18 protein-coding genes are annotated in these 15,194 nt (G+C 65.9%); 1 reads left to right on the top strand and 17 read right to left on the bottom strand.

Features of this window, described 5'->3' with window-relative positions; translation table 11 throughout:
- The first annotated feature begins 4 nt into the window (after positions 1-4).
- Entirely contained in the window at positions 5-286 is a 282-nt protein-coding gene (locus LPC10_RS06825) for a hypothetical protein (protein WP_370644671.1), read from the top strand.
- Positions 287-455: 169 nt separating this feature from the next.
- Here the strand turns inward: LPC10_RS06825 and LPC10_RS06820 are convergent, their stop codons facing one another.
- The 17 genes from LPC10_RS06820 to LPC10_RS06740 all read right to left on the bottom strand — a co-directional run bounded on the left by LPC10_RS06820 (position 456) and on the right by LPC10_RS06740 (position 15,187).
- The gene (locus LPC10_RS06820) at positions 456-533 is read right to left on the bottom strand and encodes a DUF4113 domain-containing protein (protein WP_231346984.1); all 78 of its coding nucleotides are present in this window, start codon (positions 531-533) and stop codon (positions 456-458) included.
- Positions 534-1,159: 626 nt separating this feature from the next.
- The gene (locus LPC10_RS06815) at positions 1,160-2,140 is read right to left on the bottom strand and encodes a TorF family putative porin (protein WP_231346017.1); all 981 of its coding nucleotides are present in this window, start codon (positions 2,138-2,140) and stop codon (positions 1,160-1,162) included.
- 273 nt (positions 2,141-2,413) lie between these two features.
- The gene (napH, locus tag LPC10_RS06810) at positions 2,414-3,268 is read right to left on the bottom strand and encodes a quinol dehydrogenase ferredoxin subunit NapH (RefSeq protein WP_231346016.1); all 855 of its coding nucleotides are present in this window, start codon (positions 3,266-3,268) and stop codon (positions 2,414-2,416) included.
- Positions 3,268-3,930, bottom strand: a complete 663-nt coding sequence (napG, locus tag LPC10_RS06805) for a ferredoxin-type protein NapG (RefSeq protein ID WP_231346015.1) — start codon at positions 3,928-3,930, stop codon at positions 3,268-3,270. Before napG ends, napH begins: the two co-directional genes overlap by 1 nt.
- A gap of 18 nt (positions 3,931-3,948) precedes the next feature.
- Positions 3,949-4,305: a methylamine utilization protein gene (locus LPC10_RS06800; RefSeq protein WP_231346014.1), complete on the bottom strand. Its 357-nt coding sequence runs from the start codon at positions 4,303-4,305 to the stop codon at positions 3,949-3,951.
- A gap of 29 nt (positions 4,306-4,334) precedes the next feature.
- The gene (gene mauG, locus LPC10_RS06795; RefSeq protein WP_231346013.1) at positions 4,335-5,396 is read right to left on the bottom strand and encodes a tryptophan tryptophylquinone biosynthesis enzyme MauG; all 1,062 of its coding nucleotides are present in this window, start codon (positions 5,394-5,396) and stop codon (positions 4,335-4,337) included.
- A 32-nt stretch (positions 5,397-5,428) separates the two neighbouring features.
- Positions 5,429-6,316, bottom strand: coding sequence for a methylamine utilization protein MauJ (locus LPC10_RS06790; RefSeq protein WP_231346012.1), 888 nt, complete (start codon positions 6,314-6,316; stop codon positions 5,429-5,431).
- 128 nt (positions 6,317-6,444) lie between these two features.
- On the bottom strand, positions 6,445-6,804 hold the full coding sequence (locus LPC10_RS06785; protein ID WP_017486761.1) for an amicyanin: 360 nt from the start codon (positions 6,802-6,804) through the stop codon (positions 6,445-6,447).
- 63 nt (positions 6,805-6,867) lie between these two features.
- Complete coding sequence (gene mauA, locus LPC10_RS06780) at positions 6,868-7,428, bottom strand: methylamine dehydrogenase (amicyanin) small subunit (RefSeq protein ID WP_017486760.1); 561 nt, start codon at positions 7,426-7,428, stop codon at positions 6,868-6,870.
- A 98-nt stretch (positions 7,429-7,526) separates the two neighbouring features.
- Positions 7,527-8,144, bottom strand: a complete 618-nt coding sequence (mauD, locus tag LPC10_RS06775; protein WP_231346011.1) for a methylamine dehydrogenase accessory protein MauD — start codon at positions 8,142-8,144, stop codon at positions 7,527-7,529.
- Between the two features lie 5 nt (positions 8,145-8,149).
- Positions 8,150-8,734 (bottom strand): MauE/DoxX family redox-associated membrane protein, encoded by a 585-nt coding sequence (locus tag LPC10_RS06770; RefSeq protein ID WP_370644669.1) that lies wholly within the window; start codon positions 8,732-8,734, stop codon positions 8,150-8,152.
- A 5-nt stretch (positions 8,735-8,739) separates the two neighbouring features.
- Entirely contained in the window at positions 8,740-9,966 is a 1,227-nt protein-coding gene (gene mauB / locus LPC10_RS06765; RefSeq protein WP_231346010.1) for a methylamine dehydrogenase (amicyanin) large subunit, read from the bottom strand.
- A gap of 71 nt (positions 9,967-10,037) precedes the next feature.
- Positions 10,038-10,859: a methylamine utilization protein MauF gene (locus tag LPC10_RS06760; RefSeq protein ID WP_305080626.1), complete on the bottom strand. Its 822-nt coding sequence runs from the start codon at positions 10,857-10,859 to the stop codon at positions 10,038-10,040.
- 425 nt (positions 10,860-11,284) lie between these two features.
- Positions 11,285-12,415, bottom strand: coding sequence for an aminomethyltransferase family protein (locus LPC10_RS06755; RefSeq protein WP_231346008.1), 1,131 nt, complete (start codon positions 12,413-12,415; stop codon positions 11,285-11,287).
- A gap of 98 nt (positions 12,416-12,513) precedes the next feature.
- Positions 12,514-13,554, bottom strand: a complete 1,041-nt coding sequence (locus LPC10_RS06750) for a DUF3445 domain-containing protein (RefSeq protein WP_231346007.1) — start codon at positions 13,552-13,554, stop codon at positions 12,514-12,516.
- Between the two features lie 71 nt (positions 13,555-13,625).
- Positions 13,626-14,585: a PDR/VanB family oxidoreductase gene (locus LPC10_RS06745; RefSeq protein ID WP_231346006.1), complete on the bottom strand. Its 960-nt coding sequence runs from the start codon at positions 14,583-14,585 to the stop codon at positions 13,626-13,628.
- Positions 14,582-15,187 carry a dimethylamine monooxygenase subunit DmmA family protein gene (locus LPC10_RS06740; RefSeq protein WP_231346005.1) on the bottom strand — a complete coding sequence of 202 codons (606 nt, stop codon included), beginning with the start codon at positions 15,185-15,187 and terminating at the stop codon, positions 14,582-14,584. Before LPC10_RS06740 ends, LPC10_RS06745 begins: the two co-directional genes overlap by 4 nt.
- Positions 15,188-15,194: the final 7 nt, after the last annotated feature.

Raw genomic sequence — 15,194 nt, 5'->3', positions numbered from 1 at the left:
GAGCGTGTACGAGTTCCAGGGGTCGGATCTGCGTGGCCTCGGCTTGGGTGGTGGCGTGACCTATGTCAGCCAACGCGTGGCCGGCACTGCGCTGTCGACCTTCCGATTGCCGGAGTACACGGTCTTCAACCTGATCTCGTACTACTGGATCACGCCTGAGGTGCGGATCTACCTCAACGTCGACAACCTGTTCGACGCGACCTACTACGACCGCGCTTTCCAGAGCCGCTACGCGACACCGGGCGCACCCCGCACGATCATGGGCGGTGTGGCGGCCCGCTTCTAACGAGCATCATGGCTGCGGGTAGAGCTTTCCCCGGCAACAAGTTCGCAGTCCCATGTCCGCAGCAGTAGTCCCACGGTTTGGAAACAGACCGGCACGAAGCTGCGCCATTCAATTAGAGGTCGCTGCCGAATCGACAGCCTGTCTTACAGCGGGCCATTCTGGAGTCTGCTCAGGGTCGGAAGGTGACCCTTCTGGCCTGCGCGACTGGCAATTCATCGACCTGCGTCGTGTAGCGTGGCGTGCGCATCTCAACCTTCATCGTCCAGGCGCATCGCTGCCACTCCAGCCCACGCCAACACCACGCTGCCACACCCGTAGAAGGCACTGAAGGCATTCATCGCACCCAATGAGCCGCGTCGAGCACGCAGCTCGGGCATCATGCGCGTGCTTCAACCCTCCGAATGGCATGTCGTCGGAGCAACCGTTGATGTGCGTCAAAGCACATTCGTCATAAATTGAGAATTGCCGGTCGCATCTTTCGGGATTGTAGGCCGGCCTGCCGACGTTTGCCTCTGTATAGGATCTGTTGGAGGAGAAACGATTGTCAGTGCCGGTTCGCAGCGCCGCAATGGTTATGCTCATAATTTTCAGCGTTGCTGGCGGGACGACCGTTGCGCTCGGACAAGTGCAGCCGAAGACCACCTACAACAGCAGCACGGCGCAGGATGCGCCGCCCAGCGGTCCGTTCACCCTCACGCCGGGAGCCCGTGCCGAAAGCGGGAGCGTGGCGCCGTCAAGCGATCAGTTGCGCGGCTCCGTGTTCGATGCCCGAACCGGCCGCGTGCGACCAGGCAATCCTTCGCCTTCCGTTCGATAACGGGCGCCGATATCGAGGTTTTGCGATGCGTGAGGATGGCCTATCCGTCCTCATCTCTACTTAAAGAATCCGAACAAACCGGATGGCTCCGCGTAAATCCCCGGGGCTGAGGTCGATGCCTGCCAGCGGATGGCCCCGATGATTGCATCACCACACCAGCCGGAGCGACCGCCGTTGAAGTAGCCACGGTAATCGCCCGTAAAAGTGAAGCACTGCGTTGGTGTGAGATCAGTCGTATGGTATCTGAAATCGATCAGTATATTTTTGTAATTATATGATATTCCAATGTTGCCGTAATTGTAACTCGGCAAGTCAACGGCGGCGAAGCGCCCGATCGATGCATCGAATCCTGTCGCTGAGGTCTTCGCTGCGCCGATGAAGTAGTGACCGCCTTCAGCGGAGATCGAGAAGCCCCCGGCGTAGGCCTCGGGCAGGAACGAAAACCAGTTGGCTGGAAGTGTGTAGGCGATCGTGCCGGACGTGTAGGTCGCAGTGGCGTGCTGCCCGAAGAAGCTGGGCGCATGGATGATATTCGCTCCGACGATAAGTTCTGGCGTAATTTGATAGAGCGCCTTGCCGGCATACTCGATGAAGTCACTGTTGGCAGTCGTCAGGAATGCGCCGTTGGTCGGGTTGATGAGCCGTTGTTCGTTGGGGTAGAAGTAATACACGACACCAAGATCAAGTGACAGCTTGTCAAAAACCGGACGGATGCCGGCGGTCAGATCAAACTCGAAATCAGGCCGTGTCGGCAAGCGCACCTGCCATGTATATAGGCCCGTATAGGCAAAATTGTTGAAGAACTGTGCTTCGAAGAACGTCTGAAAACTTCCCTGCCGATTCGATTGCGAGACACCTCGAAAGTTGTAGTCTGTCGCATATTGCGAGTAAAAGGAGAAGCCGATGAGTGGATCGGCGGCCTTGGCCTCGGGCGGCATCTGTTTAGGTGCCGATAAGCGGTCGGCGGCGAGACCGGGTGGACCGGAGAGAGCGAGCGCTCCGCTCAGTAATAGAGCGCGAAGATTGATTTTCGACATAACTTTATTTCCCCTTGCCATGCTGTTCCCGATAGATCTATTCCTAAAAGAATATTCTAGTCGCAAGGGAAATTTTGGATAATTGCGACAAGTCTGATGTTTTTGAATAAAAAGTAGTCTCAGCGAGTCGTTTATGTCCCAGGTATTTCGAAATATGCAGTTATTTGAGCTTTTTGAGCGCTGATCCACCTTGGAGGGTGGCGGATGAATTTATCATACTGAGAATAACAAGGAGTCAATCTGCGCATAAATTGTCAAAAAACTGTTAAAACCTCAACGAATATTTGTACGTACTGATATCTCGAAGACATCGACTGGGCACGCATCGATGCAGCTACCGCAATTGAGGCAATCCTGATTCAGGATCGACATCGTTCCACGTCCCTTCAGGGCCGGCGTGATGACGTGGGGCTCTGTGCAGATCTGAAAGCACGCCCCGCAATCGGTGCATGCCTCCCGCCGCGATGCGGCGACCCGCACGACGCTGGCCTTGCCCATGATTCCGTAGAAGGCGCCGACCGGGCAGAGATGACCGCACCAGCCCCGTCGCGTGATCAGCAGGTCGAGGAGGAACACGGCCGCGATGATGGTCCAGCCCGCGCCGAGTCCGAAGATCAGGCCGCGCTGCAGCAGGCTCACCGGATTGACAAACTCCCAGGCGACCGTGCCGCTCAGAAGCGAGGCGAGCAGTGCACCGCCCAGAACCCAGAGCCGCGTGCGCCGGTCGAGCTTGCGGTCGCGCGTGATGCCGAGTTTCTCCCGAAGCCAATAGGCTGTATCGGTGACGATGTTGACGGGACAGATCCAGCCGCAATAGGCGCGGCCTCCCACCACGATGTAGAACAGCGTGATCAAGAGGGCGCCCAAGAGGGCGACGCGTGCCGGCACTGCACCGGCGGCGAGAGATTGGACGGCGATGAAGGGATCGCTGAGCGGCAGGAGTCCGAGGATTTCGCTCGACGCGAAATTGCCCCGGACGAGCCAGATCCCGGCGAGCGGGCCGGCCATGAAGACGCCCAGCGCCGTGAGCTGCGTCAGGCGGCGCAGGATCCACCATTTGTGCGCGCGCACCCAACCCTTGGCCGCCACGCCCTCCCTTCGCGCTTCCGCTGTCAGGCTCAGGCGCATTACACCGCCCTCCCCGCCGGGTTGCGCCCGCGGCCGCCGAGCCCGAGTTCGCGCGGCAGCACCCGGATCGCGGCGTGGCCCAGCACGCAGTGCTTCTCGCAGGTGCCGCAACCGGTGCATTTGTCGGAATGCACCGTCGGGATCACCATCCGGCGTCCCCTGATCGTCTGCGGCTCCAGCGTGATTGCCTCGTCGCGGATCGGGCAGACGCGGTGGCAGATGCTGCAGGTGATGCCCTTGTAGTTCAGGCAGCTCTCGTGGCCGACGAGGACGGCGACGCCCATGTCGGCCTGCCGGATGCTCGGGATGTCGCGGTCGAGGGCGCCGGTCGGGCAGGCCTTGGCGCAGGGCACGTCCGCGCACATGAAGCAGGGCGTTTCGCGGGCGACGAAGAAGGGAGTGCCCAGCGGCGCCTCCTCTCCCAACTCGGCAAGGCGCAGGGTGTCGAACGGGCAGGCCCGCACGCACAGGCCGCAGCGGACGCAAGCCCCCTGGAAATCGTCCTCCGGCAGGGCGCCGGGCGGGCGCAACGCCGTCGCCTCGGCCCTGCGCGCCGACTCGACGTAGGCCGTGAGCGAGAGGCCCGCGAGGCAGGCGACGCCGGCAGCCTTGGCGCCGCTCGTCAGAAGGTCCCGCCGCGACGGAGGGTTCGGCTTTGCCATGGCAGGCCTCCCGGCGTCCTACTGGCTCGCGGCCTTGTCGGCGACATCGAGTTCCATCCGGATGATGGGATGGATCCAGCAGCGCACGACGACGTGGCCGGCTCGGCGCAGCACCGCGTGCTTGGTCGTGCGCGGCGGTTGCGTGTCGAGGGTTTCGACCTGACCGTCCTCGTAGGTGAGGTACAGGTTGTGGGCGATGTCGGCATGATTGACGAAGCGGATCGTGTCGCCCACGCGGGGCTTGATCGTCACCTCCTGCAGTTCCGCGTGATGGATCATGACCTCGAACTCTTCGGCACTCGCCGGCGCGGTCAGCACCGCGAGGCTCAGGGCGAAGCCAGCGGCAAGGCGACGGAATGCGGGATCAAGGGCCATCCGACCGTTCCTCGTCATGGCAAGTCCTCTCACGGCAGGTGCGGCAGGGTGAGGGCGGCGGGTTCCGCCGCCAGGGATTCGAGGAAGGCGGTGAGATCGCGCCGCTCCTGCGCGCTGAGCGCGACCGGTTTCATCTCGAAGGACAGGCTCGGACGCCGCTCGCCGCCCTCGACGTAGTGCTCGATCACCGCGTCCAGGCTGCCGAGCTGGCCATCGTGCATGTAGGGGCCCTGCATCCGCAGGTCGCGCAGCGACGGCGTCTTGAAGGCGTAGCGCATGGCCGTCACGGAGGGCGGCGCGAACTTGCCGCGGCCGAGATCGTCGCCGGCCTTCAGGCCGATGTCGTGGAAGCTGTCGTCGGTGAAGCGCCATCCGGAATGGCAGGCCGCGCAATTGGCCTTGCCGGTGAAGAGAGCGAAGCCGCGACGGGCGTCGGCCCCGAGAGCCGCCTCCTCGCCCTCGACCCAGCGATCGAACGGAGCCTTGCCCGAGACCAGCGTCCGCTGGAAGGCGGCGAGCGCCGCGGTGACATTGCGCGCGCTGATGGGCTCCTCGTCGCCGAAGGCTTCGCGGAAGAGCGGGGCGTAGCCCGGCACCGCCTTCAGGCGCTCGACGACGAGATCCATCGACATGTTCATCTCGTCGGGCGCCGTGATCGGCATCCGCGCCTGCGCCTCCAGGCTGTCGGCCCGGCCGTCCCACTGGAAGGCGGAGCCCCAGGCGAGATTGCGCACCGGCGGGGTTCGCCGCGGCAGCAAGACCATGCCGAAGCCCACCGCCCGGGTGAGACCGTCGCTCCAGCCGAGGCTCGGATTGTGGCAGGTCGCGCAGGAGACGCTGCCCGAGCGCGAGAGCCTTGGGTCGAAGAACAGAGCCTTGCCGAGCGTCACCTTTTCCGGTGTCGCCGGGTTGGCTTTGGGGTGCGGCACGCCGTCCGGCCGGCGGAAGCGCTCTTTCAGCGCGGTGATATCCTGTTGTGAGGGGCCGTCGGTCGCCGTCGCGGCGTCCGAGCGTGCGGTCACGACGTAGGTGCCCCCGCAGAGGAGGACGGCCCAGGCAAGCAGGACGGGGATCGGCAGGATCGGCCGCATGGCCCTCACTATCCTTGGCGCTCTGGCCGGGATCAGGAAGCGAGCGCCAGATCGGCGCCGCGGCGACGCGCGATCTCGCGCAGGAGCGTCTCGCGGGCGGCGAGGTCGGCGAGGCTCGCCATGTGCGCGAGACGCCAGCGCGCCTCGCCCCGCAGCCCCTGCGCGCCGTCGCCGGGGGACTCCAGATCCTGCAGGACGGCGTCGCGCCAGACCTCCAGGGCATCGACGAGGACCGTCAGCGGCTGGTCCTTGAAGGTCACGGCGCAGCCAAGGGTGCCGCTATGCACCAGCATCTCCAGGGTCACGGTGGGGACGGGCCGCGGCGGCTTTGCCGGGAAGGGAGCCCTGCCGGCGCGCCAGCATGTCAGCACCGCGTAGGCGTTCAGCAGGCGCCAGGCCGGGTCCGAGGCGTTGCGGGCGCGCTGGTAGACGCGCAACAGCGGCTTGAGGTCGTCCGGCGCGAAGGCCACGGCGTCGAGGTCGAGGTCGAGCGCGCTCGGACGGAACGGGGTGCAGCGCCAGCGCGCCTCGTTGGCCGGATCGGCCACGCGCCAGCCGGCGACGGCCATGCCGCGTCCGAGTTCCAACGTCCAGCGGGCGAGCCGGTCCTCCAGGTCGTGCCGGCAGGCATCGAAGGCGGCGTAGGGCTCGGCGCTTTTGATGCGGTAGATGATCTCGCTGAGCTTGCCCGACGCGTCGCCGTAGCAGGCGATCTCGGCCGGCATGCCGTCCAGCGCGACCGTAAGCACCTCCTTGGCGGACTCGGCCCGGATGTCGATCTCCCAGCTCTGGGTGATGGGATTGCGCACGAAGAAGCCGACCAGCACGTCGCGAACGGAGCGGTCCGCCTGTGAGCGCTGAAGACTCGCGGCCGATGTCTCGCCCTTGAGCGAGCCGGTCAGGTCGTAGGGAATCCACATCGGTGCACCTTGCGCGCTGACGGGCCCTCCTCGACGGATCGGGGGGCATTCGAGTCTCGGGGGCGGTACGGCGGAGGAAGGCCGGCAGGTCGCGGTCCGCTCGCGTCGGAGACCTGCCGGCTTCGTCGCTACTCGACGACGACCTTGCCCTTCATGAAGGGATGGGGCGTGCAGATGTAGTCGTAGGTGCCCGGCGTGTTGAACTGGACCGAGAAGGTCTGGTTGGAGCGCAGCATCGGCCCCTCCAGCTCCTTGTCGACGCTGCCGCCGGGCTTGAAGTGCACGTTGTGCGGCAGGGCCTCGGTATTGGTCCAGGTCACGGCCGAGCCCGCCTTGATGCGGACCTCCGGGGTCGCGAACTTCATCTTGGCGATCTTGACCTCGGTGCTGCCGGCAGGCGCCTCCGGCACCACTTCGAGCGCGCCGGCGGCAAGCGCCGCACCGGCGGAGAGGGCAGCAAGCGTTGCTGCGAGAACGAGGACGCGCATGGGGTTCGACTCCGATGTCTCAGGGCTGTCCGGGAGCCGCGGCCCGCAGGCCGCGGCCGGGGATCAGCCGGCCTTTCCGACGATGGGCGAGATCGTGCAGTGGTAGGTCATGGCATCGTCCTCGGCGCCGAAGCACCAGATGATGTCGTTGCCGAATTCCGGGCGGTAGACCGGCAGCTCGCCTTCGGTGTTCAGGCACGAGCACCGGGTGGACATGTTGGCGCCGCAGCAGTCGCGGTATGAGATCAGGTAGCTCTGCTTGTCGGTCGGGTTGTAGCAGCTGGCGACCCAGGAGCTGGACGCGAGCTTGGTGCCGGGCGGGCAATTGGTGAGCGAGCCGCCGGAACAGTCGCAGATGTTGCCGTCGATGGAGCAGTGGCGCCAGTAATCGCAAGCCTGCACGTCATGGTCCTGCGGCGTCCACTTGCCCCGAGGATCGCCCGCGCTCTCAGCGGCATTGGCGCGGCTGACGCGCCCGCGGCGGTCGACCGGAAGCAGGGGCACAAGCGCCACGCCGGCCACCGCCGTGCCGACGCGTCCGATGAAGCCGCGGCGGCTGGTATGTCCCGCCACCTTGCGGGACATCTTCTCGAAGAGATCGTCGAATTGGGATTTTCCGAGCATCGTTTCCTCGTCGCTGTTCTGGGTTTGCGGACGCGGGCGGCCTGCGATCAGGCGGCCTTTTCGATCAGGCGGCCTTTTCGATCAGGCGGGCTTTTCGATCAGGCGGCCTTGGCGCCGTGGCTGTGCTTCCGGCTCGTCATGAATTGCTGGATCGACGCGAAGCCGCTCTTGTCCGCCTCAAGCAGACTCTCGAGATGCTCGCGGGTGTTGGTGAGGCCCTTGGCGCGGATCACGCCCTCGGCATCGAGCAGCACGCCGTAGGGGATCTTCCCGACCTGGAAGGCCATGCCGACCTCGGCCGAGACGACGTAGCGGATGTCGCCGAGCTCGTGCTTGGCCAGGAAGCGCTGGTGCTCGTCCGGCTGCCCATCGCTGATCATCACCACCGCGAACTTCTCGGCCCGGGCGATCGACTTGATCAGCGGGAAGAGCTTGTCGCAGACCGGACAGGTCGGGGCGGTGAACATCAGCAGCGTCGGGCGACCCTCGGCGCTCAATCCGCCGATGCGCACGGTGGCGCCGGCATGGTCGGGAAGGTCGAAGACCGGCGCGGCGTCGCCGATGTCGGGACCGTGATCGGTGATCATGGCGCCCATGGGCGAGGAGCGTTCGTGGAGGAGGCCGACCTGTCGCAGCAGGCCGAGCAGGAGCACGGCGCAGCCGATCAGGGCGAGCCAGAGCAGGACGTTCGAGGCGATCAGGAACTGCATGGTCATCGCAGTCAGCCTTTCGAAAGGGAAGAGGGGCGCGCGCCGGCTTGAAGCCCGTTCAAGAGCGAAGCGCCGTAGCCGATGAGGAGGGCGAGGCCGGCGGCCGCGAAGCCGACGGCAAGATCGAAGGGGCCGGCGGCGGGCGCCGCCGGCAGGATCCAGGCGAGGCCGAAGGCCGCGAGGGCGAGACCGGCGTTGCGGCCGACGAGCAGCCAGCCGAGCGGCTGCCGCATGCCGTTGCGGAAACATCCGCAATCGATCGCTGTCCGGCCGCGGACCACGTTGATCGCGATGGCGAGGCCGAACAGAACCAGCAAGCCGCCGAGGCCCGCCGCGGCGATCGCGGCCGTCGCCGGGACCGCGAGACCCGCCGCGAGCGCCAGTTCCGCGAGGGGAAGCACGGCGGCGAAGGGGCGGGCCATCGCCTCGGGCATCAGCCGGAAGTTCCGCACGACCCCGAAGAACTCGTCGGCGTGACGCAGCTTCGGCAGGGCTGCGGCGACGAAGAGCAGGATCAGGAACGACCGCAGGAAGACCGTGACGACGGGCTCACCGAGGAGCGGCAGGGCGATGTCGGACAGGGCGATGGCGGACATGATCGTCACATGTCCGAGGTCGTGATGACCTGCGGGCCGGCGCCGAGCTGGTTGACGCTCGACATCTCCTTGCCGGTCTCGGGATCGAAGATGAACAGCGTCTTGGCGCCGGTGGAGAGCGCGTAGAGCTGCGGCTTGGCATCCTGGCTCACGCCGACCGAGTCGATCTCGTGCTTGAGCTCGATCTTGCTGAGGCGCTTGCCGGACTTGGCATCGATCACGAACAGGAAGCGGCTCGGCGCCTTGTGCTTGGAGGCCGCGCGCTGGTCGCCGAGCAGGAAGATGCGGTCGCTGTCGCGGTGATAGGCGACCTGCTGCCAGCCGCCCGGCGCCCAGCCGTCCTTCTTCTCGGCCTCGGTGAAGGCCTCGATCGCGGGAAGGAACTTGGCCTCCTGGGAGGACAGGTCGACCTGGAAGATCTTGCCCGTATAGGTCGGCCAAACGAGGCGGCCGTTCTTAGGCGAGTAGGCCGGGTGATTGATGACGTACTCGTTCTCCTTGTGGAAGATCTCGGTCCGTTTGGTCTGCGACTTGCCGTCGGCTCCGATGCTGACCTTCAGCAGGCTGCCGTCGCGGCAATGCATGAAGAAGGTGTCGTTGCTCGACGGGAAGATGTGGTAACAGTCCGGCACCTCGATCATCCGGTCGAATTTCTTGCCGACGAGGTCGACGACGCCGACGGCCGGCTGCGGCGAGAACTGGTAGAACAGCAGCGTCTTGTTGTTGGGCGTCAGCGCCGTCATCCAGGGATAGGTGCCGACGAGGAAGCGGGGTGCGTTCGGCAGCTCGATGTCGGCGATCGGGTCCGCGGTCCGCGGGTCGAGCAGCTCGACGTAGTCGGTGCGCTTGCCGCGGGCGATCCGTGAGAACACCGTGTTGGCGTGGCCGAAGAAGGAGCCGTCGCTGGCCACGATCGGATTGCCCATGAAGCCGCTATCGGCCGTGCCGAGGACGCGGGCGGTGTCGCCGTCGATGATGAAGCTCTGCGAGATCGCCGCGAAGTGCTTCGGATCGTAGACGTAGACGCGCCGGGCATTCGGCGCGGGCGCCTTCAGCACCACCGGATCGTCGGCCTTGCCGGCGGCGAGGTCGGCGGCGGCCTGCTTGGCGGCGGTACCCGGCTCGGCGGCCGCGACCGGGCCGGCGGCCATCAGGGCCGCGAGCGCCGCGGCACCGAGGGCGGACGAGCCGTAGCGGAAGGCGTGCCGAAGCGAGGCATAGGCGTGCGTCATCATTCTCTCCTTGAGGCGAGTGCGAAAAACCGAAGGGCGGGATGGGTGAGCGGGCGCCGGCCCGCTCGCGCTCAGAGCACGGCGAAGGTCAGCAGCGCCGCGCCGAACGCGATCAGCAATCCACCGTCGAGAAAAGCTGCACTTTCCTGGCGGCGGGCGAGCCAGTTCTGCACGGCGATGTCACTCACCGGCAGGTAATTCACCGCCATGGGCAGGAAGCGGCCCGCGTTGAAGGCCAGGAACAGCACGATCGCGGAGGTGACGTTGCCGCTTGCCACGGCCGCCGCGGTCACGAGGTACAGGATCGGGGTCTGGACGTAGGTGAGATAGTTGAGGCCGAGCGAGATCCCGTAGAGGCCACCGATGAACCACATCGGGAAGCGCTGCCGCGCGTCGTGCGGCACCTGGGCCCGGCGCTGCGGATAGGGGACGCGCAGGAAGCCGAGCTGATGCGCGCCGTAGACGAGGCCGGCGAGACCGAGCGCGGCGAGCGTGAGAACCGACGCGCCGGCAAAGCCGAGGAGCCCCCCGGCCAGCCCGAGGACGAGGCCGAGGATCACGGCCCCGAGGGCGTAGCCGGCCCCATGGAGCAGGAAGGTGGGCGTGTAGGTGATGAGGGCGCTGCGCGCGTGCCGCCCAACCGGGCGCAGGAGGCAGAGGCTCGAATAGCCGCAGGGCGACCAGGTCGAGAGCAGGCCGCCCACGAAGGAGAAGCCGAGGATGAGGGCCGGCAGGGCGCTCGCCTGCGCATCGATCCGGGCGATGAAGGCGGCGCCGGCGGCGCCGGTCAGCGCGGCGCCGACGAGGCCGGCCAGTCGCGTCCGACGGGAATATTCCTGAGCGAAGATAAGACAGTCCGCGACGCCCTCGGAGCGCGTCGAGACAAGCGGCATCGCTTCACCTCCAGCCGGAGGCGTCAAAGTGGTCATGCCACGATCTCCCTGAGTGTTTTTATCGAACGCCGCTCACGATGTTGCGACGTCCCTTCGTTGTCATATTCCCTACGGGATACAAATTTTATCTTCAAGCGAAATGTTGCCTGAAAACAGGTCATCTGCACGGTTTTCAGACCGAATTGCGCACAATTTGTGCAACGCAATGTCATCGAATCAGGTCGACCGACATGGACGTTTCCGGTTGTCAAGATACGTGAGAAGCACTGGCCTGGAGGCTGCATCGGGTCATGGCGTCTCCACTCCGACGCGGCGAATTTCCGGAGGCTTTGCTGCGCGGCCGCGTCTGTGCCGGACTTGGAGCGCGGTGCGCCGATCTTTGCGCTGCATCGCGCCCTCCGTTCACTCCACCTCACCTGCACCGGTCAGGCCCGCTCATCCAGCGGATGGGTGCGCAGCCGGTTCGGGTCATAGAACGGGATACGCACGACGTGCGCGGTGAATGAGCCCTTGTCCGAGCGCACCGCGAACTCCGTCCCGAAGGCGGTAAGATCCGACGTGACCTGAGCGAGCGCGATCGACTTCATCAAATGCCGGCTGTAGGTCGTTGAGTTGATCCGGCCGACGGTCCGCCCGTCCCGGACCAGCCTCGCGCCCGGTTCGATCGCCCCGTTGGCATCGATCTCCAGGCCGACATTGGCGTAGCGCACCTCGCGCCGGCGCCGTTCCAGGGCCACTTTGCCGTGAAAATCCGGCTTGGACAGGTCGACTGTCCAGTCCGCGCCGACCTCCCAGGGCGTCTCGTCGCCCTGCGGCATGTCGAAGGGGAAGAACAGCAGGGCGCCCTCGACCCGGACGATGTCCAGGCAATCCCACGACGCGGCGCAGATCCCGTAGGGTTTGCCAGCCTCCATGACCTTGTCCCAGAGGAACTCCGCATCGGCAGCCGCGCAGAACACCTCGTAGCCCCGCTCGGCCGAGTAGCCGCCACGGCCGATCGAAACACTTCTGCCGAACAGAGTCGTTGGCGCGTGCTCGAAATACTTGATGCCGGTCAGGTCGAGGTCGGTGTGTGGCCTCAGGATATCGAGCGCGGCGGGGCCTTGGAGGGAGAGGATATGGACGTCATCGTCCCGATCGCAGGTCGATTGCGAGCCCTCAAAGAAGCTGGCGATGACGGTATCGAGCCGGCCGCCGCCGTGGCTCACGCGGAACGCGGTCGGGCCGTCGCAATAGACGAGCACGTCGTCGATCAGCGCGCCGTTCTCGTCCACGATGTTCGAGATCGACGACTGTCCGGGCTTCAGCTTGCCCACGTCCGAGGTCAGCATCCGGTTCAGCACCTCGGCGGCATCGGGACCGGAGACGTTGATGATCCGCAGGGCCGATACGTCGAACAGCCCGGCCTTCGAGCGAACAATTGCGACCTCCTCGTGGGGGTCGGTGTCGTAGTGCTGCGGGATCAGCCGCCCATTCCACTCGGTATCGAGCTTCGAGCCGAGTTCGTGATGCCGCTTCGCCAGGGCGTTTTTGCGCGGAAAGGTGTCGGTGGTCATGACTCGTCCTACCTTCAGGTATGCGACGGCGCCGGGTGACGCGGTCTCGAAGACGTCGGTGCGGTTGAGAGGAGCGGCGACGGGTGCCGCCACGGGCGTCAGTCGGGTGCGAAGCCGGGCGAGGTCGGCGCGCCGTCGTCGTAGCGCGACAGCCACGCCACCGTCTTGTCGCGGTAGCGCGACAGGCCCTTGTACTCGGCGAGCTCACCCCGCACGTCGCGCAGCACGCGGTGGAAACGCCGCGCCCATTTCGGCACCGTGACGAGTTCGTCCATGCTGATCATGTAAGCCCGGATCGAGAACACGATCGCATTCGACCGCGGCAGGCGCCACATTGCCTGAAGCTCGACGCGCAGATGGACCTTGTCACCGACATTCTCGGGCGTCACCGTCGTCCGGTCCCGGCCCCACTTGTCGTAGTTTTCCGGCGAGGTATCGAGCCGAGGATTGATGGTCATCGTCCAGTTGAGGCGCCGGACCGGCCGTCCCTGCTGTAGATTGAGCAGGAACTTCAAGGCGCGCTCGAACACGCCCATGTCCTTCGCGAGCGGAACTGGCGCGTGCCATTCCATGAAGTTCATCCCGATGTCGAAATCGAGCGACCAGTCGGCCTGACCGGTGATCATGCCGGAATCCATCCAGAGATTGCCGAGCCGCTGGTCGAGCAGCGCGAAATCGCCCTGGCACTGGCGGGTGATGTACTCCATCGGTGGGCGGGGAAGGGTCGCGGTGTCGCCGAAGGTGAAACGCTGGTCGATCCCGAGCGGCCGGTTGACCCAGTGCCAAGCGTCGCCGTCGCGTGTCAGCTGGAAATGTTCGGGATAGTGCTTGGCCATCGACTCCATGAGGAGTTCGACGAGGTCCCACTCGGCGGTGATCATGTGCGGCAGCGACTGGCACCGACCCGGATCCTCCTTCAGGACGAGTGCCCGGTCGTGCATTTCAGCGAGGTAATGCTCATCGATGTCGATCGGAAATTCGAACGGGGACTTTGCCGGTCCCGGCATGTGCTGCTCGATATTGACCGAGTACATGTACTCGTCCTTCTCGAACGGGAACGGGAAGCGGCGGATCGCTTCGGGCGAGTTCGAGAACGTGAAATCGTCGCGGAACGATTCCTTCTTGAAGTGAAGGGTCATCGGCGTTTCCCCTGTCGTTTCGTGAGACGGTGCGGCGCCGGGCGGTGTCGCGTCCCGGCGGGTTCGGGGCTCTACAGATCGAGAACCAATTCCCGCCCGGCGAGGCGGGAGACGCAGAGCATGATCTTCTTGCCGGAGGCGCGCTCGGCCGGCGTCAGGTAATGGTCGTTGTGGATCAGCTCGCCGTCGGCTTCGCAGACATCGACTGCGCACTGGCCGCAGGCGCCGCCGCGGCACAGGAAGGGCGCGTCCACGCCCGCCGCCTCCAGCGCCTCGAGCAGGCTCTGGTCGCCGCGCACCTCGCAGGTGATCCCGGCCCGCGCCAGCTGCACCGAGAACGGGTCCCCGGCCGGCGGCGCCTGGAATCGCTCGGAATGGAGGTTCTCCTCCGGCCAGCCGGCCGCGCGCCCTTCGTCGAGCACCGACTCGATCATCCCCGCAGGGCCACAGACGTAGAGATGCGTGCCGAGCGGCTGGTTCGGCAGGATATCGCTCATGACCAGGATTTCCTGGCAGTCGTTGCGATAGAGCCGCAGCCGGTCGCCGTGGTGCGCGCGTAGTTCGGCGATGAACGCACCGTGCGCCTCGCCGCGCACGGCGTAGTGGATCTGGTAATCGGCGCCGGTGCGCCGCAGTGCCTCCGCCATGGCGTAGATCGGCGTGATGCCGATGCCGCCCGCCACCAGCAGATGCCGGCGCCCGGGCAGAAACAGGGGGAACAGGTTCACCGGCATCGTGATCCTGAGCTCGCTGCCGACGACGACGCGCTCGTGCATGAAGCGCGAGCCGCCGCGGGACTTCTGCGTGCGCAGCACGCCGATCCGGTAGCTCGAACCATCCTCGGCGCGGTCGACCAGCGAGTAGGCGTTGCGGATGGTCCGGCCGTCCGCCGGCATCAGCACGACGACGTGGCTCCCGGCGGCGAAGGGCGGCAGCGTCCCGCCATCCGTGCGCGCCAGCCGGAAACGCCGGATCGTCGGCGTCGCCTGCTCGATCTCGGTGACGCGGACCGGGATTTCGACGCCGCTCATCGTGTCAGCTCCTGTGCGGGGGGAATGTCGCCGGGCATCTCGGCGTCGATGCGCACGCCCTGGAAGGCCGAGAGCCGGCGCGAGAAGTGATCGCGCACGAGCAGGCTCTGTCCGCAGCCCGGGCAGCGGTAGGGGGAAACGGTTACCGCCTCGGCGACGTGCTTGCAGTGCACGCACTGAACGCGGCGGGCGAGTGAGCCGCGCGTCTCGGCAATGACGGAGTGCGGCACTACGCCGAAGCCCGCAGCCCGCGCGATCACCGCGCCGACGAAGCTCTCGGACCCGGCGGCGTAGAGGCGTGTGCCCATGGTCGCGGCCTCGAGCACGCTGTCGAGGTCGGCGAGCAGGGCGCTCCAGCTCGCTACCGGATGAAACGCCGCCCAGCCGAGGCAGGCGAGCGAATCCGAACGCTGCGCGCCAAGATCCCCGGTCTCCGCGTAGAGCAGGATGGCCCGCGAGCGCGCGCCGCTCGCCCCTGTGAAGACGTCGAGGATGGCGCCCGCGCCCTCGTCCTCGGCGGCGATGAGGTGGGTCTTAGCCCTCTGATCGAGGGCGAGGCGGCCGTAGGTCGGCCGGCTGTCGAACTGGCTGATCTCGATCACGGGGATC

Source organism: Methylorubrum sp. B1-46 (assembly GCF_021117295.1).
Taxonomy (GTDB): domain Bacteria; phylum Pseudomonadota; class Alphaproteobacteria; order Rhizobiales; family Beijerinckiaceae; genus Methylobacterium.
This window is presented reverse-complemented; position numbering and strand designations above follow the sequence as displayed.